Here is a 24,482-nt window from a genome sequence, read left to right as displayed (position 1 = left end):
GGAATTGATGTCATTAACATCATTCTTTTTGGTCATATATGATCATGATAAAGAAGAAAATGTCAAGTCTGGAATGACATATCTTGTCATGACACACTTTGGAACTGCGCTTATTTTTGTTTCATTTTTACTAGGATATCTTCAAACAGGAAACTTTGGGTTTGATTTTTTTAGATCCTCATCATCTTCATTTCCACATTTAGTTAAAGATCTGATATTTGCGTCAGCTTTTATCGGGTTTGGAACAAAGGCTGGAATTGTTCCATTGCATATTTGGTTGCCAAAAGCACATCCTTCAGCACCAAGTAATGTTTCAGCACTAATGTCTGCAGTCATGATAAAAATGGGCATATATGGTATAATCAGAACAGTCTTTGATTTTGCAGGTTTTGGAGCCTCCCCCGATTACGCATGGTGGGGGGTACTCATGGTCATTGCGGGATCCGCTTCTGCATTAATTGGTATACTCTATGCAATAGTTGAGCGTGACATCAAGCGTGCACTTGCCTTTTCTAGTATAGAAAACATTGGAATAATTCTCATAGGGTTGGGGCTGTCTGTGATTTTTGCTTCATACAATCTTCATGCATTATCTGTCTTGGCTCTTGTGGCAAGCATGTATCATACAATAAATCATGCATTCTTCAAGGGGTTACTTTTCATGGGTGCTGGCTCTGTGGTTCATGCTACTCACACAAAGGATATGGAAAAACTTGGAGGGCTAGTAAAACAAATGCCTTGGACATCCATGTTATTTTTAATTGGCACAGTCTCCATTGCAGGCTTGCCGCCATTCAATGGTTTTGTAAGTGAATGGCTAGGACTCCAGGCCATTCTTTCAAGTTCTCAGATACCGTCCACAATACTGCAGATCTCAATTGCATTTGCAAGTCTACCATTTGCTTTGACAATAGGACTTGCAGCAGCTACATTTGTTAGATTGTTTTCGATGATATTTCTTTCAAAGACAAGGGGCACATTTCTACTACACATTTGCGAGGTGCCGCGTAACATGATTGCAGGTATGGCAATACTTGCATCTGCCTGTATTTTATTTGGTATTGTACCATTTTTGGGAATTTCTTTACTAAGTACAGCATTTCATCTTCCATCTTCACCTTCTAGCCCGTATGATGCAATTGCACTGAAAAACAATACCATGACAAGTTTCGCAAATCTTTCAATGCCCGTTGTTGCAATAATGTTGTCTGCTGTAGCACTTGGTATCCTTGGTTTTATCCGTGTAGTCGGTGGAAAAACAACAAAAACAATTTATGGTACATGGGATTGTGGATTTGGAAAACTAAATAAGCGGATGGAATATACTGCTACATCTATCTCACAACCTATACGTGTAGTATTCAAATCTCTTTTCAAACCACATAATGAAACACACAAGGAATTTTCTATACCGACAAACTCATATCTTGTAAAAACCATGAAATTCAATTCAACTACAAAAAATATCTTTGAGGAAAATCTCTACACTCCGATAATCTCTTCAACTCTTTTCCTGCTTGACAAGGTACGCAAGATTCAGACTGGAAAAATAAACTCGTATCTGTTATACATTATGATTACTATCATTTTGCTTTTGATATTTGTGAGGTTTAGTCATGCCTAGTTTTCTTGAAATTATACTTGGTATAATTCAGGCTCTGATATTGATGGCACTTTCACCTTTGATGACTGGAATTATGAGGAAGACAAAGGCAAAGACGCAGAAAAGAATGGGTGCCAGTATATTTCAGCCATATTATGACATGGTAAAACTCATGCGCAAAGATGAGGTGGTATCTGACCAGAGTTCGTGGATCTTCAGGTGTACACCTTGGGTAAACTTTGCTGCAATAGGAACTGCGGCATTTTTCATACCTGTGTTTCTCTCATATTCTCCATTTGGACTTGTAGGTGACTTACTCCTAGTGATTGGTCTGTTTGGGCTTGCTAGGTTCTTTACGATGCTTGCAGGGCTTGATACATCTAGTACATTTGGAGGGATTGGAAGTAGCAGGGAAATGATGGTTTCAGCACTCTTGGAACCTGCTCTCTTTCTTGCAATATTTGTTGTAGCACTTACCTATGGGGGGACAAACTTGAGTACGCTTGTAGAGGGTGCATCAAACTCATCTTTGCTTCCGCATCCACAATTGATCTTTGCTGCAATTGCCATGTTTGTTGTCATACTGGGAGAAACAGGTCGTTTGCCATTTGGAAATCATGCAACACACCTTGAGCTTACCATGATGCATGAAGCGATGGTTTTGGAATATTCAGGCAAAAGTTTGGCGTTAATAGATTGGTCTCAGTCAATAAAACAGGTCATACTGTTTTCATTAATTGTAAATATTTTTACTCCGTGGGGAATTTCATCATCAGTTTCTGTAACTTCACTTGGTCTTGGACTTGTAATATTTTTCATAAAGATTTCAGTATTTGCTATTTTTGTTGCCTTTTTAGAATCATCTATTGCAAAATGGAGATTATTTAGAATTCCTGATCTGATTACTGTGGCAATTGCAAGTTCTTTGGTAGGATTGGTACTTTACTATCTTTAGTGATTGTTATGGAAATAATACAGCTTGATGTTTTGACAATTTCTGGAGCAATACTGTTGATTGCTACTTTTGGAGTCATTGCAAGACGTGGTTTCATGGATTGGCTCAATGCATACCGGCTTCAATCTATTGTTCTTGCTGCAGTTACAGCAATCGTTGGATATGTTACTGGAATCTGGGAAATTTACATTGCCGCAGGACTTACACTTGTGATAAAATCATTGGTAATTCCAAAAGTTTTGACACATGTGACAAAGAGTCTTGAAATTGAATCTAAAACTAATTTTAATCCATATCTGAGCCTTCGTATGTCTATCATCGTTTCTGCATTCCTTGTTACCATGTCATATCTTCTCAGCCAGCAGATTCCTTTCAAATCTGATCCTGTGGTAAATGTGTTCTTGCCTGTCTCAATGGCCCAGTTTTTCTTGGGACTTTTTGCTTTGGTAAATAGAAGAACTGCCCTAAGCCAAGTTGTAGGCCTTTTAGTACTAGAAAATGGCCTTTTCCTATTCACTCTAGTTCTAACACATGGAGTTTCTCTGATAATTGAAGTTGGTATATTTGCAGACATATTGGTCGGAATAGTGATCTCATCAATTCTTCTCTTTAGGATGAGTAGAACATTTGACAGCCTTGATGTGGACAGGTTAGAAAACCTGAGGGATGACTAGTGAACTCAATCTCAGCAAATCTTACAATTGTGTTTCTTCTTCTGACTCCCTTAGTTGGCGGAATTATTGTAACGATTTTTAGAAAAAAAAGAATAATCGAAATTGTAACCATTTGTTCAGCATCTCTTATACTGATCCAAGTATTTTTTATCTTGTATACAATAATAAATGAAAAAACACTTTCTGCATTTGGGAATGCTTTCTATATTGATTCTTTTGGAGCAGTAATTTTACTTCCAATATCTATAGTGGGATTTGTTTCTGTATTGTATTCAAAAAATTACATGGGACGACAATATGATATTGGATTGGTGGATGACAAACACATTGTTCGATATTATCAAGGCCTGAGTATCTTTTTGCTATCTATGCTAATTGTTCCAATCACAAATAATTTGGGAGTGATGTGGGTTACTGTAGAAGCGACCACATTAATTTCGGTCCTTTTGATAATGCTATACTTTAAAGAAAATGCCATAGAGGCAGCATGGAAATATTTGATAATTGCAACAGTCGGATTGTCATTTGCTCTCATAGGAACTGTGTTTTTCTACTATGCAAACATCAATGCAGGAAGTTCTGAGGATGCAATGAACTGGACAGGTATGGTACGCAATTCAAAATTATTTGATCCCAATCTGGTAAAAATTGCGTTTGTCTTTATTCTTGTAGGATATGGAACAAAGGCAGGTCTTGCTCCGATGCATACTTGGCTACCGGATGCGCACAGTGAGGCACCGACTCCAGTAAGTGCACTCTTGTCGGGGGTTCTCTTGAACTGTGCCCTTTATGGAATAATCCGGTTTCATATAGTGAGTAGCGGCACATTGGGACCTGCATTCTCGAATCAACTACTGATAATACTTGCAGTTGTATCCATAGGCATAGCTGCGGCCTCGATTTATTTTCAAAAGGACATGAAAAGGATGTTGGCCTATTCAAGTGTAGAACATATGGGTATTGTGTCACTTGGAATAGGATTTGGCGGAATATTCGGAATCTATGGGGCAATACTGCAGATAATCAACCATGCCATAGCAAAACCGCTGATGTTCTTTGCAAGCGGTATGGTCAGCCAAAAATATGAAACAAAAGTAATGTCCAAAATTAAGGGAATCATCAAAGTAATGCCAATTACTGGAGCATTATTTTTGATTGGAGGGTTTGCATTGGTTGGAATGCCGCCGTTCAATATTTTTCTAAGTGAATTTCTTGTACTTAGTTCAGGTTTTCAGAGTGGACAATTTCTTGTAACGATACTCGTGATAGCATTTCTTGTGATAACATTTGCAGTATTTTTGCGTCATTTGATAAAAATGATCTTTGGAAATCCTGTATTGGGAATGAAAAAAGATGACATGGGTAAGCTTGCAATTATCCCAATGATGATATTGGCTTCACTTGTCATAATCTTTGGTTTCTACATTCCAGAACAACTACAAACCTTGGTGCACAATGCATCATCTATAATTAATGGAGGGGGTATTACATGAATCCGCTAATTCTTGAGAATCATATTGGTAAAGTATTATCTAGTTTTTCAAACCAAATAAAAAAGATTGATAACAAAAATAATGAAATATACATTCATCTAAAAGATGTAAGTGATACACAGATAATCTGTAATAATGTTTATGAAAATTTGAATACAAAACTGGCAACAATAATCTGTACTGATGAACAAAAAAACGGTAATGGCTTTGTAATTCGATATGTGTTTGAAAAATTAGATGCAGACATTTTTATTTTTATTATAACATCATTAGGAAAAAGCAACTGTTTTCCAAGTATTGTTTCACACGTGCCGGCAGCCGCATCCTATGAGCGTGAAATAAAGGACATGTTCGGGCTTGTTCCTGTCGGTAATCCTGACCTGCGGCCGCTAGTTTTGCACGAACACTGGCCAAATGACATGTTTCCATTGAGAAAAGAGTTTGATCTCATGACAAAGGCAATACGACAGGAACAAGAGTATGCATTTTTACGAGTAGAAGGTGATGGGATTTGCGAAATCCCTGTTGGCCCGGTACATGCTGGAATAATAGAACCAGGTCACTTTAGATTCAGCGTTTTAGGTGAAAACATCATCAATCTTGAGACTCGTCTTTTCTACACTCATAAGGGAATAGAAAAACTTGCCGAGTCTATGAAACTTGATGAAGCATTGTTATTGTCTGAAAGAATTTCAGGTGATGAATCTGTTGCAAACTCTACTGCATATTGCCAGGCAATAGAAAAAATTTCACAAATCTCTATTCCAAATAATGCAAAAAAGATAAGAACAATTTTTGGTGAACTGGAACGAGCCTATAATCACATTGGAACATTGGGTGGAATTTCTACTGATGCAGGTTTTGCTTTTGGTGCAGCAAGATTAAATATTCTTAAGGAAAGACTGATGCAGCTCAACGAGTCTCTGAGTGGAAGTCGCCTACTTTTTGGAGTAAATAGAATAGGGGGTGTAAAATGTGGTATCTCTGAGAGCAAGAAAAAATTAATTCGTGAACGGATTGATGAAGTTTTGTCTGATTTTGATAAAATAATTGGAATGCTCAAATCAAAATCATCTTTTATGGATAGATTAAAAGATACAGGTATAATACAAAAGAAAATTGCGCATGACCTTGGTATTGTAGGAATTGCTGCTAGGTGTATAGGGATTGATGTAGATACAAGATATGATCATCCATATGCAAACTATGTTGTACACAATCACAGGACGCCTCAACAGGTCATGCAATCTCAGATTGAAATGGAAAAAAGATCAGGTGATGTTCTAGCAAGATTTGAAGTTCGCATAAATGAAGTCCACGACTCGTTTAAGATCATAAGAGAATCACTTGATCTTGCTGATGATAGTCTATTTACAGATGTTCCTGTGGAAATAACACCATATGGTTCTGCTCTTGGATATGCTGAATCTCATAGGGGGCAGACACTTCACTGGATAATGATGGGTGAGAAAAACTCAATATTTAGATATAAAATCAGAACTGCCTCATTTTGCAACTGGAAAATAATGGAACATGCAGTATTAAATGACATTGTGCCAGATTTTCCACTGGTGAACAAAAGTCTGGATCTCTCTTATTCTGGTAATGATCTATGATGGAAAAGTCTAGAAAAATACTTGGTAATCATATAGAAACCAGATCTCTTGACGATTTGATTATTGCCGATAATTATAGAGGAAAGATGAAATTTATCTCCGAAATCGCAAGTGACCAACAAGATTTGGGAAATGTGTGTCCTACAAGAGCCTTATCCAAAAAAGATGACGGTACCATGGCTCTTGATAATGGCAAATGTATCATGTGTGGCTATTGTGAGGAATCTTTTCCAAAATTAATTAAAAAAGAAAACACGTGTGTAAATCCCACTAAAACAAAAAACCATCTAATTGAATATTCTACTTCTCTAGAACATTTACCTGGCAAATCCTATGATAAAATGGGTGTAGAATTACAAGAAAAAATTAGAAAATTATTTGGTCGTTCGCTTGCAATACGTGAAATTGACGCAGGTTCATGCAATGGCTGTGAAATTGAAATTACTGCTCTTAATAATCCGATATATGATATTGAAAGATTTGGAATTCATTTTGTATCGTCGCCTCGGCATGCAGATGTGTTGTTGGTAACTGGACCTGCTTCTAGGAATATGGAAACTGCCTTGCTGAGAACCTATGAAGCAACCTCTACACCAAAAATTGTAATTGCTGCAGGTGCTTGTGCTTGTAGCGGTGGTATATTTGGTGATACTTATGCAACAACTGGTGGAATTGATAAAATTGTTCCTGTTGATGTTTACATTCCTGGCTGTCCGCCTAGGCCCGAAATATTGATTCAGGGATTATTACTTGCTGTTGACAGGATGATTACACATGGAAGTTAAGGAGATTTACTGTTCGACTTGTAAGAAAAAACTAGGTACATACAATATAAAATATTTTTCAGATGACAGGCTAAACAAAATCATTTCGTATAATCATACTCAATGTATACGTGAAGGACATAGTTTGATAATTTTAAGACCCTGAAATAGGCAGTTGTTTAAGTTATGTTTGATATGCTTGAAATGAGAATCTAATTTAGATTAACAAAACCTAGCAAATCTATATTCCCTGATCTAATACATATTAAACATTTGATATGATATACAACAATGAAAAAACTTGGCTAACAAAACTCTCAAAGGGTATTTGAGAAAACTATTTTCTTGGATTGTTTTGCTCTTTAAAGTACGGCATTATGGTCGAAGCAAACTTGTCAACTGAGCCAAAATATCCTGAACCCCAGAATCTTACTATGAAATGATTGACACCTGCCTTCATGAATTTCTCAAAGACCGGTATGATGTCATCTGGCGTACCCATTCCAATTGATGATCGTGCAACATCGTCTGGGATTGTTTGAGCTGCCTCTCTCATCTTTACAATCCATTCTTGGTTTGACATGGAATATTCTGTAAAATATTTTTTAAAATCAAAACCCGCAATATCTTGGATTCCATGAACCTTGAGAACCTCTGGCTTGAACAAGCTAACCTTTACGGCATTTTTCATCTTTGCCCATGCACTCTCGGCATCTTCTGAAAAGTACACATCTATGTCCACTGCATAGTTAAAGTTTTCATCTGTTCTTCCATTTTCTTTCATGGATGCTTTTATTGATTTTACATGTTCTGCATACAACTCTGGCGTGTAACCAATTGGAATCCATCCGTCACCATATTTGCCACATAGTGCAAGTGTTCTTGGTGCACCTGCTGCCATGTAGATTGGTGGTGCTGGCTTGCGAACACTCTTTGCCTGCAAACACGCTTCTTCTAACTGGTAAAACTCACCCTTGAAATTGACTCTGTGAGAAGGTGATGACTCATAAAGTAATTTGATGACTTGTAACTGTTCTTCAAATCTTCCTACTGGTTTGTCCCACTGGATCTTGAATTCCTTGAGGTTTTGTGCTTCTCCTGCACCTATGCCCAACGTTCCTCTTCCATGTGATACTCTGTCAAGTGTAATTGACGCAAGTGCAATATTTGATGGATGTCGTCTTACTGCATCGGTTACACAGGTTCCAAGTTCCACTCTTTGTGTGACTGCTGCTATTGCAGAAAGCATGACCCATGGATCGTTTACTGTGGCCTTGTCCCACTGCGGAACATTGCTGTGGTCCATATACCAAATGGAATCATAACCTGTCTTGTCTGCTAAAACACAAGCAGTGATTATTTGATCCTCGTTTAATCCAAGTCTTGCAACATTGAGTCCCTGTTGAATTCCAAACTTTAGCATTTGCGAAATCCTTCACTGTTGTCTCAAATTGGGTGTATTTAAGTTTAGTAATATTGTGATAATGATTGTAGATTTGGTGTATCTATAACTCTAAAAAAAATGAAATGATATTCTGAATTTGAAAAATAAAGGGAAAAAGTAGACTAGAGTTTACCGTCTACTATGTCCTTCAAAAGTTGGATGACATCTTGTTTTGAAACCGGCAGTGGATTTGGATCCAAGTGGCCCTTGTCTGTCATGACAACATCTGCCGCCTGATCAAATGGTGCCTTTAATGTTAGTTTGTCAAACTTTAGTTTTTCAATGACCTCTTTGAATCTGTCATAAAAGACGGACTTGTTGAATCTATGTGCTATTGTAGTGCATGATGATAACGAGTATCCATGTGGAACACCTTCGTTTGAAAATACATATGATAATGCATGTCCAAGTGTTGTGGACGCGTTTCCAAATCCGACACCTGAAAGCATTGACCCGAATGGATAGTTTTCTGGTTTGTTGTTCATTATTGCATCATAGAGAACATCAAATGCTGATTTGCACAACATCTTGGTAAATTCGTTTCCTCGCTTACTGTCGTATCCTTCTGTTGCCTGAGCACATGCATCACAGACGGAGTTTTTGACAATTGCTTCTGGTGTACCATCCATGAAATAGGCATCAATTACTGCCATATCTGCAAGGAATCGTTCATCCTGCAAGAGCTTTTTCTTTCCATCAAATTTTAGTACACAATATGTTGTCATTTCTGCACCGGTTCCAAATGTTGTTGGGATGAGTATTTTTGGAATCTTCATCTCCATTCCGGCATATTTTGCAACATCAAGAGAACTTCCTCCACCAAGACCGATTATTACAGATGGATTCTTTGGCTTGAATTCTGCCATCACCTTGTTCACTGTTTCAATTGATGGTTCAGGTTCTACCTTGTCATATAACATGTAATCTTGAATATTCATCCTTGCAAGCCACTTGGCAGATACATCCGGTGGTGCTGTTGTTACAACTAGGGCATTCTTTGGATATTGTGTTTCCGATAAAGCGTCTTTACCGAAATTAATTGTCTTTGGCATTCGAACTGTATTCATGGAAAAACTACGCCTACTACAATTATTATACCATGCCTTTTTTGCGGTCTAGATGTGGAGATGGGTTTTCTTTGATATTATTATGACACTGGTTATTGCTACTGCAATGATCATTCCTGCCAGCGGGCCAAATTCTGGCACTGATGGGCCAACCACAACTGTGAAACTTGCTGCCTCTGGAGGAATAGGCTGGAATAATATTCCTTGAACTTCAACTGTGACTTGGTATGTTCCTGCTGATTGAAACTGGAAAGGAATGCTAACTGAACCCTCTGCTGTATGTGTCACCTGTGTTCCAAATACCTGGTTACCTCCCTGTGTCATAGAAACCCTGTAGTCAATGTGCTGCTGAACTGTATTCTGCTTGTTTAGAAAACTAATCTTAAGCTCTGTCTGATCTCCCGGATTTGGAGTTGCAGGATTTGTTTCAAAACTGATGTTTAGTGTTCCAGCACTGGTTGGTTTAACAATCGGGTCTGCATAAGCAGGGACTAGGATTACTGTCATGATGGCCAAAGCTCCTAGTACGCCAAATATTGATGCCTTTGCACCATTTCTAGACTTTGACACGATATGGCTTGTAGGCTGGGATATATAAAAAAAGTGTAACAAAGGTAATGAACTCAAATTTTTCCAAAATAGAAACAAAAAGACTCAAAATTAGCCAAATTTTATTTGTTGTACGGTGACAATAAACGATAATTAAAAATTTCCGCTCTTTATCAACAAATTCTGCAAAAAAAGACGCCTTGTCTATAATTGAAGCAGGCCTTGATGCTGCAAATCCGAGACGGTATCTTGAAAAAATCATTCAAGATGATGTCTTGATTTTGCCTGGCAGAAAGATTGATCTTGAAAAGTATGATCGTGTCCTTGTCGTTGCAATGGGTAAAGCAGCCTATTCTATGACAAGTGCAGTTGATTTGCTGACTCGTATTGACGGTGGGATATTGGTAGTTCCGAATAAAATCAAGGTAATGGACAAAAAATTCAGGATGATCGTAGCAGGTCATCCAATCCCAAACAAGAACAGCCTGATTGCAGCAAAAAAGATCGTAGAGTTTCTTGGAAAAACAACACCGAACGATCTTTTGATATTTTTAATATCTGGTGGGGCGTCGTCGCTTGTTTGCATGCCTGATGGTATAACACTTGGACAAAAGCAGGCAACAACAAGTCTTTTGCTAAAATGTGGTGCTAGTATACATGAGATCAACTGTGTCAGAAAACACCTCTCAAAGATAAAGGGTGGCAAGATGGTGACATATCTAAGATCTGACGCTGTGTCTCTTATCATGTCTGATGTGGTGGGCGATGATCCATCTAGTATTGCATCTGGAATGACATACTATGATAAAACAACGTTTGCAGATGCAAAAAAGATTCTAAAAAAATACCATGTTGAAAAACTTGTTCCAAAGAGAGTATTGTATCATGTGGATCTTGGAGTCAAAGGAAAGATCAAAGAAACTCCTAAGAAAGTAAAAATACAAAATTATGTCATTGCAACAAACAAAGACTGTCTTGAAGTGATGAAATTGCGCGCAAAAGATCTTGACTACTCTACTAAAATTCTCGGTTGTGTTTCTGATAATGTAAAAGATCTTGGCTCAAAAATATCTGGAGCATTTTCTGGTAACAAAAAAAATTGTATGATCTTTGGCGGAGAAAGCACTGTTGTTGTAACTGGAAAAGGAAAAGGCGGACGAAATCAGGAATTAGTTTTACATTGTACCCTTGATCTATCAAAGAAAGGAAATGACATTGTAATTACATCAGTTGGTACTGATGGAATTGACGGTACTACCAAATGTGCTGGCGCAATTTGGCAATCTGGTAAAAAAATAGACTCCATGGAACGATATCTTGATAATAACAACTCGTACAACTTTTTCAAAAAATATGGCGGACTTGTTTTCACTGGTTCTACCGGAACCAACTTGATGGATATTGGTCTTGTGTTACGAAAATAGTAACTTGGTTGCCTTGTTTTCGTTTGGATCTATTGATTGGTATCTGACATCGAGATCTCTTTGTTTGATTATCTGATCAATGAATTTAATTCTTCTTTCTATGAAAATATCATCAGTTAGTTCCTTTTTCGCAAGACGATCAAACATTGATTTGTGATCCAGCATTACTTTGATCACGTCACCTTTTTTTATTATAAATCTCCCAATTCCCCAAAAAATTCCAACATGTAATGCGATGTATTTTGATTGCTCCGGTGTAACAACATTGTAAAAATATTCTGCATGTATTCTATTCTCTTTTGATCTTGATTGAATGTTTTCAATTATCCAAGAGATCTTTTTTTGATCACCGTCAAAAAAATAAATGTGCTCCATGTCAACATATTTACCAAATATGTCAATATATTTTCTGTATACTACTGAATAAGAAAAATGAAAACTTGTTAACCGTGTTAGAAGCAAATTCATTTTTTACAAACATGGTGGACGAACTTGTTGATTTCTCAGAATATGATCCAGAGCTTGCAGAGGGATTAAAATGGATTGACTGCGAGGCACAAAAAAGAGGAATCACATTTTATGAAATGGTGTTTCATGTATTGCATCGACATGATGTAGATTCTAAAGCAAAAGACTGGCTTGCAAATAGAAACTAGCCAATTCATTCACTTGATTTTTAAAAAATATTATCACCGATTTGATTGCTCAAATAAAAATTAAAATTGGTAGGACTCATCCGTGACATACTAGGGATTGATCCATTTTATGTTATATGTTATATCTCCTGGCATCAGAGTCTTCCATGAAACATTCTGTATTGTCTGTGGTGCAATGTTGCCTGGATGTGTTTCAGTTACAGTCACTGCGACATCTTGATTTGAACCTGCACCTGTGACACACTCACCTAATTGGTATCCTGGAGAACTGGTGTCATACCATGTGTCTCCAGCAAGCGTGTTATTCTGAGAGCTTTGATTTGTTGTGTGGATGGTGAATGTTACCGTATATGATCGGTCATTTCTCAACTGAAATGTTGTATCTGGATTTGTTATTGGATCATATGTTCTATGTCCTACAATTATTTTCATGGCGGTGATTGTTCCATCATATCGGTTGGAGCATGTTGATGGTGCTTGACCCATTGCAAATGCTTGACTTGTTGATATGCCAAGTGATGCAAACAAGATGGAAATAAACACCAATGCAAGCATACTTTTGCCAGGAATGGGTTTTGTTCCAAATGCGTTTTCCAACATTATCTATACTGTTTTTGATCTATCTAAAGACGCAGTGAGATTTTTCTATAGTTTGCATACATTATGCATCTGTGTTTTTTTGAAACTAAAGACTAGGAAATTGAATTGCTGTCTAAATTTGTGTCAGGCGTTTTTCGATGGACACATACTCGCATCCTGATGGTCCACAATATTTCCCAACGTACACTGCCTTTGGCCTGTAAAGCATTGGTTTTGGTGCAGCCTCTGCAAATTTCTCTTCTATTATATGAGATGTCCACCCTGACACGCGAGATATTGCAAATATTGGCGTGTTGAGATCCATTGGGATGCCTAACATGTAATATACTGATGCGCTGTACAGGTCAACATTTGGAAAAATATCCGAACTCTTGATTTTTTTCATCTCCTCCTCTGTGACTTCTTCAACTCTTTTTGTAATGGCATACCATGGCTGTCCTGTCTTTTCTGCAAGTCTTCTTGACAACTCTCGGAGAACTTCTGCTCTTGGATCAAATGTCTTGTATACCGCATGACCCATGCCCATTATCTTCTGACTCTTTTCCAGCCTGTTTTTTATCCACGGTTCGACTTTTTCCTCAGATCCAATCTCTAAGAGCATCTTCATTACCTGAAAGTTTGCACCACCATGCAGTTCTCCGCTTAGTGCACCAACTGCAGCACTGACTGCCGCATACATATTTGCACGTGTTGATGCTACCTCGCGTGCCGCAAATGTTGACGCGTTAAAACTGTGCTCTGCATGCAATATCAGACAAATATCAAAAATTCTTGCAGTCTCTGTATCTGGCTCTTTTCCTGTAAGCATGTATAGAAAATTGCCGGCATGATTTAGCTTTTTTGACGGTTGGATTATCTCTTGGCCGTTTCTAATCCTGTCCCAACATGCCACAATGATTGGAATCTTTGAAATCAAATTGATGGCCCTGCTATAGTTAGTTATCCTATCATCTACTTTTTCGGTATCATGCACTGCCATCATGGATACGGTAGATTGGAGTACATCCATTGGATTTGCAGCCTTGGGCATACTTCTTAACATTTTTTCCAAGCCCTCTGGAATCTCACGGGTTGTTACCAATTTCTCTGAAAATAAAGACAGTACATCTTGAGTTGGCAGGTCGTCGTTGAGCAAAAGACACGCTGTCTCCTCAAAGGTTGATTTTTTTACCAAGTCTAAAACATCATAGCCTCTATAGATGAGCTTTCCATTTATGCCATCTATTGCAGAAATCTTGGTATCTGCCACCTCGATATTTCGAAGTCCGATATTCTTTGTCTGCACGGGTTATAATGGAAAAAATATGTATTAAATTATTGCTAATTTGTTAGTATCCTAATTTGTAAATAAAAAATTAAGCAGTTGGTCTAATCTAACAACTTTGGCAATTATAGCAAAATTTATCCTATTTTCCTTAGAAATGAGCCAGTGGGATGACGAATTTGTACGCATGGTGGATAATTTTGTGGTGGAGACAAAGGATCCTAGAATCTTACAAGAGATTTCTGATCTTGACCGGGAGTCTAGGTTGCTTGGAATATCGTTTTATGATATGTATTGTGTAGTATTGCAAGATGTAAAGGGGCATCAGACACTTGTTGCGGAATTTAAAACATATATGAGCTTGAAAAAGGCTAGGCCTGTTTTTTAGTTTAAATGAGGGTGTTCTATCCCGTGAATAATCCATGGCAAGAACTAGAGTTGTCTGTGTCTCACATAAAGAAGATGCTGATGGCATAAGCTCTGCATCACTAATCAGAAAAGCATTTGGCGGAGAAACAAAGCTAGTGGACTATCCCGGACTAATGAATGAGCTTGAAGCGCTAAAAAGTGATGAAAAACTAAAGACATTATACATATGTGACCTTGGGCTGAGCAAGTCAAATCAAGACCAGTTCATTGAACTGTTAAAGGCATTGAGAAAAAATAAGGTAACAATAACATACATTGACCATCATGATATTGAAGAATCCATAAAAAAGAAGATCAAGGCATTAAAAGTGAAACTAATTCATACTATTAACGAGTGTACAACCGTTCAGGTGTATAATGCATTCAAGCCCAAATTGTCAGACTATGGCTCTTTTCTTGCAGCATGTGCTGCAGTAACTGATTATATGGAAGACAGGCCAATTGGTGCTGCACAGTTGCAAAGATTTGACAGGCAGTTTGTATTGCTGGAAGCGACAGTTCTCACATTTACAATTACCAGCCACCAAAAGGATCCGGAATTTCTTCTATATCTGGTGGATGAGCTCAGTGATTCAAAATACCCGCATCAGATAAACAATACGTTTGAATTTGCAAGAATACAAGCAGAGAGAATCTCTGGCGTGATACAAAAAGTCAAAGACAATATGAAAAAAATGAAAAATCTCTCCTATATGGAAGTCACAGACTCTGGTGCAAGCATGGCAGTAAACTTTGTCTTGGGTTTGTCCGGAAAAGAAGTAGGTGTGTCATACAAGTTACGGGAGGAACAAGGAATCTATGCAGTATCAGTAAGAGGTGCAAAGTCATGCAAGATACATCTTGGCAGGATTGTAAACCAATTGGCAACAGAGCTTGGCGGTTCTGGCGGGGGACATGATAAAGCATGTGGTGCGGTCATACCGAAAGAAAAAATGGGCATATTCCTGAAAAAATTTAATTCAAAACTCAAGTAGTTTCTGCTACCAGATCAATTTCTACTGCTGAATTTAGAGGCAAACTCGCAACTCCTACTGCAATTCTTGCATGCTTTCCCTTTTCTCCAAAAATTGCAAACAAAAGATCAGATGCTGCATTGATTATTTTTGGATGCTCGTAAAATTCTGGAGAACTGTTGACAAATCCTGAAACTTTCACAATCTTTGTTATTTTGTCCAGAGTACCAATCTCTGCTTTAATCTGTGCTAAAACATTTGTAATGCATAACTTGGCTGCCTTTTGAGCATCTTCTATGGAGATGCTTGTTGGAACCTGTCCCTTGAATTGCACCTGTCCATCCTTCATTGGTATTTGTCCTGATACAAAGATGAGATTGCCTGTTCTTACAACTGGGATGTACGAGCCAGCAGGCTTGGGTGGTGTTGGAAGCAAAATACCCAATGACGCTAGGTTTTCTTCGATCACGGTAACCTCTCTTGCATGGTCGTGATTTTAATATATTGATATATGATGATATGAAAAACCATCTCCATGGACAAGACCAAGTCTCATGGCCAGGAACTCAAAAAAGAACTAGATGTTTTGATATCTAGAATAAGTGCATTGGAGGCATCGTCAACTGATCGAGAAAAAAAATCCATGATGGGAGTGTTAAAGATACTTGCAGAAAATCAAAAACACATCGTTGACGAGTCAGAGCACATCAAAAAAGCACTAGATCTGATGATGATACAGATCTTCAAAGTAGACCAAGCCAAAAAGTGACGTTATCGTAGTATTGTATTCTGTATCTTTGTGACAATAAAAGATTAAATTCAGCCCCCAATTGTTGGGAAACAAATGTCTCATACTCCCGAACCATCGAACAGCACACCACCGGTTGTAAAAGACAAAAATCCTCACAATTATAGAAAAGTCGGTTATTCACTAATTGTAATTTCAGTATCTCTAGTACTCATCGGTTTATTGGTGTTGGAAATAGGTGGCAATTATCATTTTTCAGGTGACATAATGGCAAAACAAGAGATTACTGCCATGACGCCAAAACACGGTTACACGATAGTTGCATTTGATTATACTCAACCAGTAGGTGCCAAGATTCAACTCTTGGGTGCTGCAAGCAACTTTGCTGATGCCGTACAACTGAGAAATCAATACATGCCAAATTACAACGGTCAGAAAGGCCAAGTCCTAATCTTTGACACATCAACTGTAAACAATACAAACTCAGTCTCTCTTGCAGAGGTGTATGCAATGACTCCTACTTCTGGGTATAATATTGTGTCATTTAACACTATGATGCCTGTTGGTGCAAGGCTTTCTCCTCAAACACTGGACCCTTCACTTGGTGCAGCAACTAATGATTCTGCAAGATACGCGACAGCAAATGCTGATCCTCAAGTACGGATACTTACATTTACTTCATCGTTTGATGACAACCTCAAGCAGATACTTGGCTCAAGTTATACTCCGACTCTAGAATCTGAAAATATTAACCAGATTACATCAACACCGCCAAAATTAATTCCTCCTCCACCACCTGCTCCTGTTATACAAAATACTACAAGTATTGCATCTCCTGTTAACGCAACTGTGGTAAATGCTACTGTAAAAATGACAACCAGTACAAGTGTTGTAGCCCCGGTTAACGCAACTGTAAATTCTACAGGGAAGATGACGATTAACACAAGTACTTCCACTGGTAATAGTACAAAATCAAACATGACTGCTGAGACTAAGGCAGATACTATTTCTATGACTGCAAATGCTACAGCAACTGGTTCCTCAAATCACACAATGACAATTTCAAACACTACTTCAAACAATGCAAAAACAATCTCCCTGTCAGAAAATCTCAAAATAAATACTGTCACTAAATAAAACTTAGACTAGATCATCGTCAATCTCTTCAATGGGCTCGATAAATTGTGAACATGCGCAAGTCCTTATGATGCACTTGCCAAATTTTACTAGAGACTTGCTTTCTTCAGATGGCATATGCGCGTCACTTGTATGATGACACCTCTTACAATTCATAACTGAAACATTTCCTTGTTTTATTTAACTTGCTGGTTTCAGACCTGGATTATGCCTTTTGTAATAAGCCACTGGATGCCTTGCACAAACTCATTGTCTGTAATCTGACCTCCTGCCCACATTCCAGTACTTTGCTTTATCCACGCTGGAATTGACTGGGAAGAATTTACACCAGATGTACCATGTGGTATGTGCATTATGCCATTTGATATGAGATACTGGATTGCATTTGTAAACTCTGAATCCCGTATGTCTCCTTGGGACCATGATCTGGCAGTATTTTTGACCCACTTTGGTATTGATATCTGGCTTTGAGTGTTGGTGGAACCCGAGTCTGAATTTATCATATTAGTATCAGATAGCTTGTCTGCAAAATTAATAACTTCTGGATTACCATTGATCGAAATAATTGATGTGGACTGCTCTTCTAACAGAATTCCTGTCTCAATATCATATACAATTTTTGATGTACTGTTTTCAGTAGAGTGGAACGCAACAAGAGAAGTTCTTTTGAATCCATTAAAGTCTGTTATAACTGGTGTCACTGAAGTATCTGACTGGTTATAATCTATTGGTGATGCTAACATCTCAAGAAATGGCTGAACTGCATTGGCATCTTGTACACCATGCGCAAAGCCGGTCTTTAGGTTGAGAACTAGTGTGGAATTTTGGATACCCTTGATGTCGTCCTGACTTTGTATGATATTGATGGTGTTTGCATCAGGCATGGAACCAAAATTGTATGTCTGGGAGCTGTTCATGTCTCTTATTGTAATATTGTATCTGAGCATGTCTCCGGGATGAGCACAAATGGTATGAGGATTGCACACATTGGGCTGTTGTGAAAATGCATATCCTGTAGGTATTGTAACACCCAATACCAAAATTGACAAAACAAGAAATATCATACTAGATTGCATTACTTGATTTTGACGTGAAAACATGTAACATTATTCTTTCTGTTAAAGAGATTAATACAAATACTGTAATTTTCTTGTATGATGTGTATTGCCAAACAATTTGATAAAAGAGTCCAGCCCATATCTTTTACAACATGCTAACAATCCTGTCCAGTGGTATGCGTGGGGAGAAGAGGCACTAGACAAGGCAAAACAAGAAAACAAGCCAATCTTTCTAAGTATAGGATATAGTGCATGTCATTGGTGTCACGTCATGGCTCATGAATCATTTGAAAGCGAAGAAATTGCAAAAGCAATGAACGAGAATTTCATCAATATCAAAGTAGATAGGGAAGAGAGACCAGATATTGATGATATCTATCAAAAAGTTTGTCAGATGACTACTGGAAGCGGTGGCTGGCCTCTTAGCGTGTTTCTGACCCCTGATCAAAGACCATTTTATGTCGGCACATATTTTCCACCACTTGATAACTATGGAAGGCCAGGATTTGGAAGCATTGTATTACAGCTTGCACAAGCCTGGAAAGAAAAGCCTGGTAATGTAGAGCAAGCTGCTGAAAGTTTTATCAACACACTACAAAAAACCGAGTCTATTTCACTTGATTCCAAATTGGAAAGGTCAATCCTTGATGAAGCAGCGATGAATTTATTATCAATTGCAGATACAACAAATGGCGGATTTGGTCAAGCACCAAAATTTCCAAATGCATCAAACATATCCTTTGTTCTAAGGTATTCTAAACTATCTGGAATTGCCAAGTTTCAGGAGTTTGCATTTAAGACTCTGACCAAAATGGCAAATGGCGGAATGTATGATCAACTTGGCGGCGGATTTCACCGGTATTCTACTGATGCCAGATGGCTAGTACCGCATTTTGAAAAGATGTTATATGATAATGCACTTTTGCCTCCGGTCTATGCCGAGGCGTACCAGATTTCTAAAGATCCAAGATACCTTGAGGTCATAAATGGCACGCTGCGATATGTTTTAGGACATATGACATCGCCCCAAGGGGGATTCTACTCTGCAGAAGATGCAGACTCTGAGGGCGAGGAAGGGAAATTCTACGTCTGGAAGAAAAAAGAGATCCAAGAGATATTGGGAAAAGACGCAGACATTTTCTGTCTGTACTATGATGTTACAGATGGTGGCAACTTTGAGGGACACACTATCTTGTATAACAACATGAACCTGTCATCAATAGCATTTCACTTTGGCAAGAGTGAATCGGAAATAAAGCAAATTCTACAACAATCCAGAGAAAAACTCTATGCAGTACGGGTACAGCGAGTTCCACCGGGCCGAGATGACAAGATAATGACCAACTGGAATTCACTCATGATTACTGCATTTATCAAAGGATATCGTGTTACAGGAGAGTGGGACTTTTTCCAGGCTGCCACAAACTGCATTGAATTCATTGAATCACAACTGACCCGAGATGGCGAGTTGCTTCACACATACAAAAATGGTCACTCTAAGCTTAGGGCATATCTTGATGATTATGCATATTTTGTAAATTCATTGCTTGACTATTTTGAGATTGCACCGTCAAAAAAACATCTTGATCTTGCAGTATATTATGCAAATTATTTAATTGAGCATTTCTGGGATGAAAACCAAAAAAGCTTTTTCTTTACTGCTGACAATCACGAGAAGCTAATCATAAGGACAAAAAACATTTACGACTTGTCCCTGCCGTCTGGGAATTCTGTTACAGCATGGGTTATGCTGCGGCTATATCATCTCACACAAGAAAAAAAATATCTTGACATATCTATCAAAGTCATGGAATCACTTGCAGTGATGGCTGCGGAAAATCCATTTGGGTTTGGACAATTGCTAAATACAATGTATGCATACCTGCAAAAGCCAGTAGAAATTACACTGGTAAACACGATAAATCATAATATTAAAAATTATCTCTTAAAAAAATTCATACCAGAAGCAATTCTTGTCATGATATCTAAAAAAGAGGATCTTGAAAATCTAAAAGATCTGCAGTTTTTTACAGGAAAAGAATTTGAAGACGCCAAAACCAAAGTCTATGTCTGCAGGGATTTTACATGTTCCTTGCCTCTTGAGACTGTATCTGAAATTGAAAAACTGGTCTAGATTTTTCTCATGTTAATTTCAAGTCTTTGGCCTACTGCAGGACTGCCCATTTTTTCATATCTTCGTTTGGGCATGGTTATGGTGATTGATGTCTGGGCATAACTTTTGATTGCAATAGTTGGCTGGGCTTGAAGTATTGCCTCTATAAATGGAGCAATCTGGTCTCGTAGTTCTGGGTCTAATTTACGGTTTATTGCATCAAGCATCAGCTGCTTTTGAGAAACTGGCTCTGTCTGGACATCTTCGGCAAGTGTCAACTGTACTGTCTGTCCATTGTCAATTAACTGCTGTATCTGGTAATGGATTAGCTCCGACATTGAGATATCGTTAAAAATGTTGCAATTTAACTTTTCACAACTCTTGGTCCTGTTTTGTGTCTAGGTTTTCTATTTTTGAGCTGGAATGATCCCATTGTCTGTCAAATATTGGAGTCCTCTGACAAACTCATCGTCTGATATTTCTCCGGTTGACCACAATTTTGCAGCTGTCTTTATCCATACTGGAATGCGACCCAGATTGTTTTCATCTATACTATGAGGTATCTTTATCATGCCTTGGACTGACAAAAATTCGAGTCCTTTTACAAACTCTTCATCTGGAATCAAATTCTGAGACCATAGTTTTGCATTGTTTTTTACCCATGATGGAATCTGTGTCTGTAAGACTGGAATATTTTGATTCATATTTGTTATCTGTGAAATCGGAACTCCAACAGTAAAACTGGCAAAATCCCAGTCTCCGGTAATTGGATTGATCATTTCTGCAAGATATTTTTCGTTTTTCTGGTATGCATTTCCTAATGGTATTGTGGAGTTTAATTTTGAAATTCCAATATTTTCTATCATGGTATTATTGGAATCAATTACGAGAATTTCTGCAAATGACTTGTCATCAAACATGCCGGTATTGACATCCAATGTTACTTCCTCACCTGGTTGGTAATACTGCTTGGACATGCTAATCTGATGTACCATGTGGTGGTAATCTTTTTTCTGTATTGGATTGTCAAATCCTCCATCACCGTATGTTGATTTGACTTGGGCAACATCAAGTGGTGTTATATCGTAATGTTTTACACCAAGAATAGTTACTGCGTCTATCATGATTGATGGCATGTCCTCTAACCCATTGATGATGTTGCGTAATCTGTCATATGGTACAATATAATGTCCAAGACCAAATGAGTGGCCAATCTCATGCCTGATGGTGGAATCTAACTGTGTACTTGTGGCAACAAGACCTGTATATTGTGGCTCGTCTACATATGTATAATACATCTGGCCGCCGACCGTCCATTCTTTTTTGATCCAGTTTGGCTCTACGTCTAAATAATAAATCTCAATGTTGGTTTTACCAGTTTCAAAGTTTGGTATTGTTACCCCTGTAGCAATAAATCCATTAGAATTTTTTTGTGGCTGTGGAAAATATTTTATTGTAATATCACACTCTGTATAATTAAAACTATTTTGCTGAGAAATTGGAACCTTGACTAGAGTGATGTTCCAAACTGGATGTCTTCCAAGACCTTGGTTTAATTTTGCCTTCCAGTCAATCACTGCATATTCTGTTTCATCCAGTAATTGTTTTCCAACAGTTGGAAAATTTGGATCTGCATGTGGTTCTATGGCACAAATTATTGGACCATGATGAACTCTTATTGGCATTTGCAAAAATTGGCCTGTTGCAAAAGCAGGAACTACTGTTGGTACAAAAACAGACCATGAAAATAAAACAATCAAGGCAATGGTTGGAATTGTTTTTTTCATGAAATGTGTCAGACCTTGGCATCGAGTATGCCGCGTTTTATCTGGGCTGCTCTGATTTTGATCATCTGTGTAAATTCTTGGGTGTCTTCTAACAACGGCTTTAATTTTTGGTTCTGATATGCTTGAAGAAAAGCTGAATAGATGCAGCCAACTATGATTCCAAACGCGTTTGCATTTATATCTTCAACCTCGTCAGAGTATGCCTTTGCCAGTTGCTTGTACGATGCAGCCTCGCTTATGTAGTAATCAATTAGGCTGTCAATGAATTTTCGTGTTGTCGAGGGAATCACGAATAGATTTTTCCTTGCATTGTTTATAATGTTTGATTTTCACAATTCCCGGTGTAAGATCTGATGTAATTAGAGAACTTGCAAATTAAATTTGACCACATGTATTTTTGAAGAATTGATCCCAAGCCTTATCGTGCCAATTGAAGTTAACCGTGTAAACAAGGAATGCCCAAAGTGCAAAAATCCAACTATCTTTAACACAGGAAAAGAGTATTTCTGCGGCAAGTGTCTTGCTACGTTTAAAATAAATCAGGTGGCAGAAAAGATAGCAGTATAATACAATGTGGACTATTGATCAAGAAGATGCTTATTTTAAGATCTATGATGCCAATAAGACACTGGTAGGCTATTTTGCGCCAGAGTATGGTGATATCCAGCCAGAAGACAAGGCTGATAAAATGATTCAGGAAATGCTAAAAAATCATGATCCCATAAAGGGTGGTTATTTGATGGTGCCATTTGTCAAGTTTGGAATATTTGAAGATGGTGTGGAAATGAATCTTGATTATGTTGAGCAACAGATACGCCATGTACATGACCGAATTCTTGCTTGGAGAAATCTATTGACTGAAAAAGGCATTGCACACCATAAAATTTTGATATCTCATACGGATCATGATATGCTAAGCATCACACTTGGGATAATTTTTCCATCAAATGTTCTGCTTGAGAAAAAAGAGATCCTTAGCAACTTGGGAAACATATTGGATTTTGCTAATAAAAAAGGTCTACTGTGAGCTGCCAGTTTTTGCACTTTCATATGACTGGAGTGCATTCATTTCATACTGGAATGATTGCTGTAACAACTGGTCGGATTTTGCAATGGTTGCATTGTTTCCTGTTGTAACCCACTCTCTTAGTGCTTCATCACTTTCAATCTGGGTCTCAGTAGACAGTCTGAATAACTGTAATGATGGTTTGAATAACTCTGGGGCATTCAACCCATCGTATCGTGGAAGTATATTCTTGACTGCAAGTATATGAGCATCAGTTATCTTTAACATCTGATCTTTTGAAATCTGTCCATGTTTGTACTGCGTAAAGTTTGCATCAAAACTCTGGGTCTCGTTTTTAAGATCTGACTGGATCTGTGCCAGTTGGTCTCCAAATCGTTGACCTGCAATACTCATCTGGTCAAGATAATAGTTGACAAGTATTACAATTACTATTATTGTTATACCTGTGCCAATTGCTATTGGCATGACATGGCTTTTACCTGGAGCCTTTTTTCGTCTCACACCAAAACCAGAATTTGATATGAGATAAATCTATTTGAAAATCAAAATCTATTGCTCTTTTGGCTTTTGGATCTTCTGTCTCGGTCTGACAAGTTAATAGCGTAATTTGTACAAACTCTAGTCAATGTATTTTCCTTCCGGATCTGCCTTTAGCTCTATTATCATTATGCTGCCGCTTATGTATGAATCATTTCGGGTGGTTCTCACTCGTCCTACTTCAATGTGATATGGATACACATCCACTACGATTGTTCCAACCTTTACATCTGATGGAGCGTCAGTGATCTGAATGTCTTCTTTTTTGACTCCATAATCAACCAGTTTCTTTATGCAATGATCAAGCAATGGTTGCGGCAAACCGTGGTTTATTGCCCAAACGGTGCCCTCGTATTCGATTTTGTCCAACTAATAACACTCCAATTTACTAGTATAATTAGTATGTCCTAATCGGACATTATGATTACGAATAATGTTCATGAGATCTTAAAAAGACAAAAAATCGGACATTATGATTTTTTGAAATACCATTTTTCCTATGATTATAGGCGAATAAAATTACACAAATCAAGGACAGTATCACAAGACAGGTATTTCATAGCATTTCTTTTGTGGCAGATCTA

At 37.9% G+C, this 24,482-nt stretch carries 28 protein-coding genes; 15 read left to right on the top strand and 13 right to left on the bottom strand.

Going from position 1 to position 24,482, the window contains the following annotated elements:
• Positions 1–7 precede the first annotated feature (7 nt).
• From BQ3481_RS03550 to nuoB, 6 genes are read left to right on the top strand one after another with little or no spacing between them, the layout of a single operon-like run.
• A complete protein-coding gene (locus BQ3481_RS03550) occupies positions 8–1,624 on the top strand; it encodes a proton-conducting transporter transmembrane domain-containing protein (protein WP_231911853.1) in 1,617 nt (538 codons plus the stop codon).
• Positions 1,617–2,558, top strand: a complete 942-nt coding sequence (locus tag BQ3481_RS03545; RefSeq protein ID WP_157927008.1) for a respiratory chain complex I subunit 1 family protein — start codon at positions 1,617–1,619, stop codon at positions 2,556–2,558. The genes BQ3481_RS03550 and BQ3481_RS03545 overlap by 8 nt, the downstream gene beginning before the upstream one ends.
• 8 nt (positions 2,559–2,566) lie before the next feature.
• Complete coding sequence (locus BQ3481_RS03540) at positions 2,567–3,232, top strand: hypothetical protein (protein ID WP_157927007.1); 666 nt, start codon at positions 2,567–2,569, stop codon at positions 3,230–3,232.
• Positions 3,232–4,725 carry a hydrogenase 4 subunit F gene (locus BQ3481_RS03535; protein WP_157927006.1) on the top strand — a complete coding sequence of 498 codons (1,494 nt, stop codon included), beginning with the start codon at positions 3,232–3,234 and terminating at the stop codon, positions 4,723–4,725. The genes BQ3481_RS03540 and BQ3481_RS03535 overlap by 1 nt, the downstream gene beginning before the upstream one ends.
• Entirely contained in the window at positions 4,722–6,341 is a 1,620-nt protein-coding gene (locus tag BQ3481_RS03530; RefSeq protein ID WP_157927005.1) for a hydrogenase large subunit, read from the top strand. Before BQ3481_RS03535 ends, BQ3481_RS03530 begins: the two co-directional genes overlap by 4 nt.
• Positions 6,341–7,126 carry an NADH-quinone oxidoreductase subunit NuoB gene (gene nuoB / locus BQ3481_RS11930; RefSeq protein ID WP_449240202.1) on the top strand — a complete coding sequence of 262 codons (786 nt, stop codon included), beginning with the start codon at positions 6,341–6,343 and terminating at the stop codon, positions 7,124–7,126. The genes BQ3481_RS03530 and nuoB overlap by 1 nt, the downstream gene beginning before the upstream one ends.
• A 316-nt stretch (positions 7,127–7,442) precedes the next feature.
• On the opposite strand, the gene BQ3481_RS03520 is transcribed toward nuoB, so the two are convergent.
• From BQ3481_RS03520 to BQ3481_RS03510, 3 genes are all read right to left on the bottom strand, one after another.
• Positions 7,443–8,528 carry an LLM class flavin-dependent oxidoreductase gene (locus BQ3481_RS03520; RefSeq protein WP_157927004.1) on the bottom strand — a complete coding sequence of 362 codons (1,086 nt, stop codon included), beginning with the start codon at positions 8,526–8,528 and terminating at the stop codon, positions 7,443–7,445.
• 143 nt (positions 8,529–8,671) lie between these two features.
• Positions 8,672–9,616: an iron-containing alcohol dehydrogenase gene (locus BQ3481_RS03515; protein WP_157927003.1), complete on the bottom strand. Its 945-nt coding sequence runs from the start codon at positions 9,614–9,616 to the stop codon at positions 8,672–8,674.
• A gap of 48 nt (positions 9,617–9,664) precedes the next feature.
• Positions 9,665–10,186, bottom strand: a complete 522-nt coding sequence (locus BQ3481_RS03510) for a PEFG-CTERM sorting domain-containing protein (protein WP_157927002.1) — start codon at positions 10,184–10,186, stop codon at positions 9,665–9,667.
• A 179-nt stretch (positions 10,187–10,365) separates the two neighbouring features.
• On the opposite strand from BQ3481_RS03510, the gene BQ3481_RS03505 reads away from it, so the two are divergent.
• Positions 10,366–11,589, top strand: coding sequence for a glycerate kinase type-2 family protein (locus BQ3481_RS03505; protein WP_157927001.1), 1,224 nt, complete (start codon positions 10,366–10,368; stop codon positions 11,587–11,589).
• On the opposite strand, the gene BQ3481_RS03500 is transcribed toward BQ3481_RS03505, so the two are convergent.
• The gene (locus BQ3481_RS03500; RefSeq protein ID WP_173848075.1) at positions 11,578–11,964 is read right to left on the bottom strand and encodes a hypothetical protein; all 387 of its coding nucleotides are present in this window, start codon (positions 11,962–11,964) and stop codon (positions 11,578–11,580) included. The two genes, BQ3481_RS03505 and BQ3481_RS03500, sit on opposite strands and share 12 nt — an antisense overlap.
• Positions 11,965–12,038: 74 nt before the next feature.
• Here BQ3481_RS03500 and BQ3481_RS03495 point away from each other — a divergent pair, with 74 nt between their 5' ends.
• On the top strand, positions 12,039–12,245 hold the full coding sequence (locus BQ3481_RS03495; protein ID WP_157927000.1) for a hypothetical protein: 207 nt from the start codon (positions 12,039–12,041) through the stop codon (positions 12,243–12,245).
• Positions 12,246–12,335: 90 nt separating this feature from the next.
• Here the strand turns inward: BQ3481_RS03495 and BQ3481_RS03490 are convergent, their stop codons facing one another.
• Positions 12,336–12,845, bottom strand: a complete 510-nt coding sequence (locus tag BQ3481_RS03490; protein WP_157926999.1) for a hypothetical protein — start codon at positions 12,843–12,845, stop codon at positions 12,336–12,338.
• Between the two features lie 112 nt (positions 12,846–12,957).
• Positions 12,958–14,130: a citrate/2-methylcitrate synthase gene (locus BQ3481_RS03485; protein WP_157926998.1), complete on the bottom strand. Its 1,173-nt coding sequence runs from the start codon at positions 14,128–14,130 to the stop codon at positions 12,958–12,960.
• A 136-nt stretch (positions 14,131–14,266) separates the two neighbouring features.
• On the opposite strand from BQ3481_RS03485, the gene BQ3481_RS03480 reads away from it, so the two are divergent.
• Both BQ3481_RS03480 and BQ3481_RS03475 read left to right on the top strand, forming a co-directional pair.
• The gene (locus tag BQ3481_RS03480) at positions 14,267–14,497 is read left to right on the top strand and encodes a hypothetical protein (RefSeq protein WP_157926997.1); all 231 of its coding nucleotides are present in this window, start codon (positions 14,267–14,269) and stop codon (positions 14,495–14,497) included.
• Positions 14,498–14,531: 34 nt separating this feature from the next.
• Positions 14,532–15,512, top strand: coding sequence for a DHHA1 domain-containing protein (locus BQ3481_RS03475; RefSeq protein WP_157926996.1), 981 nt, complete (start codon positions 14,532–14,534; stop codon positions 15,510–15,512).
• On the opposite strand, the gene BQ3481_RS03470 is transcribed toward BQ3481_RS03475, so the two are convergent.
• Entirely contained in the window at positions 15,505–15,960 is a 456-nt protein-coding gene (locus BQ3481_RS03470) for a RidA family protein (protein WP_157926995.1), read from the bottom strand. The two genes, BQ3481_RS03475 and BQ3481_RS03470, sit on opposite strands and share 8 nt — an antisense overlap.
• A gap of 66 nt (positions 15,961–16,026) precedes the next feature.
• Between BQ3481_RS03470 and BQ3481_RS03465 the strand changes: the two genes are divergently transcribed.
• Together BQ3481_RS03465 and BQ3481_RS03460 are read left to right on the top strand one after the other, a co-directional pair.
• Positions 16,027–16,260 carry a hypothetical protein gene (locus tag BQ3481_RS03465; protein ID WP_157926994.1) on the top strand — a complete coding sequence of 78 codons (234 nt, stop codon included), beginning with the start codon at positions 16,027–16,029 and terminating at the stop codon, positions 16,258–16,260.
• 75 nt (positions 16,261–16,335) lie between these two features.
• Entirely contained in the window at positions 16,336–17,376 is a 1,041-nt protein-coding gene (locus tag BQ3481_RS03460; RefSeq protein WP_157926993.1) for a hypothetical protein, read from the top strand.
• Positions 17,377–17,570: 194 nt separating this feature from the next.
• Here BQ3481_RS03460 and BQ3481_RS03455 read toward each other — a convergent pair whose 3' ends face one another.
• The gene (locus tag BQ3481_RS03455) at positions 17,571–18,476 is read right to left on the bottom strand and encodes a hypothetical protein (RefSeq protein WP_162287734.1); all 906 of its coding nucleotides are present in this window, start codon (positions 18,474–18,476) and stop codon (positions 17,571–17,573) included.
• 76 nt (positions 18,477–18,552) lie between these two features.
• Between BQ3481_RS03455 and BQ3481_RS03450 the strand changes: the two genes are divergently transcribed.
• Positions 18,553–20,568 carry a thioredoxin domain-containing protein gene (locus tag BQ3481_RS03450; protein WP_231911852.1) on the top strand — a complete coding sequence of 672 codons (2,016 nt, stop codon included), beginning with the start codon at positions 18,553–18,555 and terminating at the stop codon, positions 20,566–20,568.
• Here the strand turns inward: BQ3481_RS03450 and BQ3481_RS03445 are convergent.
• The 3 genes from BQ3481_RS03445 to BQ3481_RS03435 form a co-directional block, all read right to left on the bottom strand.
• Positions 20,565–20,885 carry a hypothetical protein gene (locus BQ3481_RS03445; protein ID WP_157926990.1) on the bottom strand — a complete coding sequence of 107 codons (321 nt, stop codon included), beginning with the start codon at positions 20,883–20,885 and terminating at the stop codon, positions 20,565–20,567. The two genes, BQ3481_RS03450 and BQ3481_RS03445, sit on opposite strands and share 4 nt — an antisense overlap.
• A 69-nt stretch (positions 20,886–20,954) precedes the next feature.
• Positions 20,955–22,334: a zinc metalloprotease gene (locus tag BQ3481_RS03440; RefSeq protein WP_157926989.1), complete on the bottom strand. Its 1,380-nt coding sequence runs from the start codon at positions 22,332–22,334 to the stop codon at positions 20,955–20,957.
• 8 nt (positions 22,335–22,342) lie between these two features.
• Complete coding sequence (locus BQ3481_RS03435) at positions 22,343–22,624, bottom strand: hypothetical protein (RefSeq protein ID WP_157926988.1); 282 nt, start codon at positions 22,622–22,624, stop codon at positions 22,343–22,345.
• A gap of 133 nt (positions 22,625–22,757) precedes the next feature.
• On the opposite strand from BQ3481_RS03435, the gene BQ3481_RS03430 reads away from it, so the two are divergent.
• A complete protein-coding gene (locus tag BQ3481_RS03430; RefSeq protein ID WP_157926987.1) occupies positions 22,758–22,901 on the top strand; it encodes a hypothetical protein in 144 nt (47 codons plus the stop codon).
• Between the two features lie 4 nt (positions 22,902–22,905).
• Positions 22,906–23,361, top strand: a complete 456-nt coding sequence (locus BQ3481_RS03425) for a hypothetical protein (RefSeq protein ID WP_157926986.1) — start codon at positions 22,906–22,908, stop codon at positions 23,359–23,361.
• Here the strand turns inward: BQ3481_RS03425 and BQ3481_RS03420 are convergent.
• Both BQ3481_RS03420 and BQ3481_RS03415 read right to left on the bottom strand, forming a co-directional pair.
• Entirely contained in the window at positions 23,353–23,862 is a 510-nt protein-coding gene (locus BQ3481_RS03420) for a hypothetical protein (RefSeq protein WP_157926985.1), read from the bottom strand. The genes BQ3481_RS03425 and BQ3481_RS03420 overlap by 9 nt on opposite strands.
• A 117-nt stretch (positions 23,863–23,979) precedes the next feature.
• Positions 23,980–24,267: a hypothetical protein gene (locus BQ3481_RS03415; RefSeq protein ID WP_157926984.1), complete on the bottom strand. Its 288-nt coding sequence runs from the start codon at positions 24,265–24,267 to the stop codon at positions 23,980–23,982.
• Positions 24,268–24,482 lie beyond the last annotated feature (215 nt).

The organism is Candidatus Nitrosotalea okcheonensis (assembly GCF_900177045.1).
GTDB lineage: Archaea > Thermoproteota > Nitrososphaeria > Nitrososphaerales > Nitrosopumilaceae > Nitrosotalea > Nitrosotalea okcheonensis.
This window is presented reverse-complemented; position numbering and strand designations above follow the sequence as displayed.

Coding starts and splice junctions, on each gene's coding strand:
- BQ3481_RS03550 (WP_231911853.1), top strand. CDS start 8: ATGTCATTAACATCATTCTTTTTGGTCATATATGATCATGATAAAGAA.
- BQ3481_RS03545 (WP_157927008.1), top strand. CDS start 1,617: ATGCCTAGTTTTCTTGAAATTATACTTGGTATAATTCAGGCTCTGATA.
- BQ3481_RS03540 (WP_157927007.1), top strand. CDS start 2,567: ATGGAAATAATACAGCTTGATGTTTTGACAATTTCTGGAGCAATACTG.
- BQ3481_RS03530 (WP_157927005.1), top strand. CDS start 4,722: ATGAATCCGCTAATTCTTGAGAATCATATTGGTAAAGTATTATCTAGT.
- nuoB (WP_449240202.1), top strand. CDS start 6,341: ATGGAAAAGTCTAGAAAAATACTTGGTAATCATATAGAAACCAGATCT.
- BQ3481_RS03520 (WP_157927004.1), bottom strand. CDS start 8,528: ATGCTAAAGTTTGGAATTCAACAGGGACTCAATGTTGCAAGACTTGGA.
- BQ3481_RS03515 (WP_157927003.1), bottom strand. CDS start 9,616: ATGAATACAGTTCGAATGCCAAAGACAATTAATTTCGGTAAAGACGCT.
- BQ3481_RS03500 (WP_173848075.1), bottom strand. CDS start 11,964: ATGGAGCACATTTATTTTTTTGACGGTGATCAAAAAAAGATCTCTTGG.
- BQ3481_RS03490 (WP_157926999.1), bottom strand. CDS start 12,845: ATGTTGGAAAACGCATTTGGAACAAAACCCATTCCTGGCAAAAGTATG.
- BQ3481_RS03480 (WP_157926997.1), top strand. CDS start 14,267: ATGAGCCAGTGGGATGACGAATTTGTACGCATGGTGGATAATTTTGTG.
- BQ3481_RS03475 (WP_157926996.1), top strand. CDS start 14,532: ATGGCAAGAACTAGAGTTGTCTGTGTCTCACATAAAGAAGATGCTGAT.
- BQ3481_RS03465 (WP_157926994.1), top strand. CDS start 16,027: ATGGACAAGACCAAGTCTCATGGCCAGGAACTCAAAAAAGAACTAGAT.
- BQ3481_RS03460 (WP_157926993.1), top strand. CDS start 16,336: ATGTCTCATACTCCCGAACCATCGAACAGCACACCACCGGTTGTAAAA.
- BQ3481_RS03455 (WP_162287734.1), bottom strand. CDS start 18,476: ATGTTTTCACGTCAAAATCAAGTAATGCAATCTAGTATGATATTTCTT.
- BQ3481_RS03445 (WP_157926990.1), bottom strand. CDS start 20,885: ATGTCGGAGCTAATCCATTACCAGATACAGCAGTTAATTGACAATGGA.
- BQ3481_RS03440 (WP_157926989.1), bottom strand. CDS start 22,334: ATGAAAAAAACAATTCCAACCATTGCCTTGATTGTTTTATTTTCATGG.
- BQ3481_RS03425 (WP_157926986.1), top strand. CDS start 22,906: ATGTGGACTATTGATCAAGAAGATGCTTATTTTAAGATCTATGATGCC.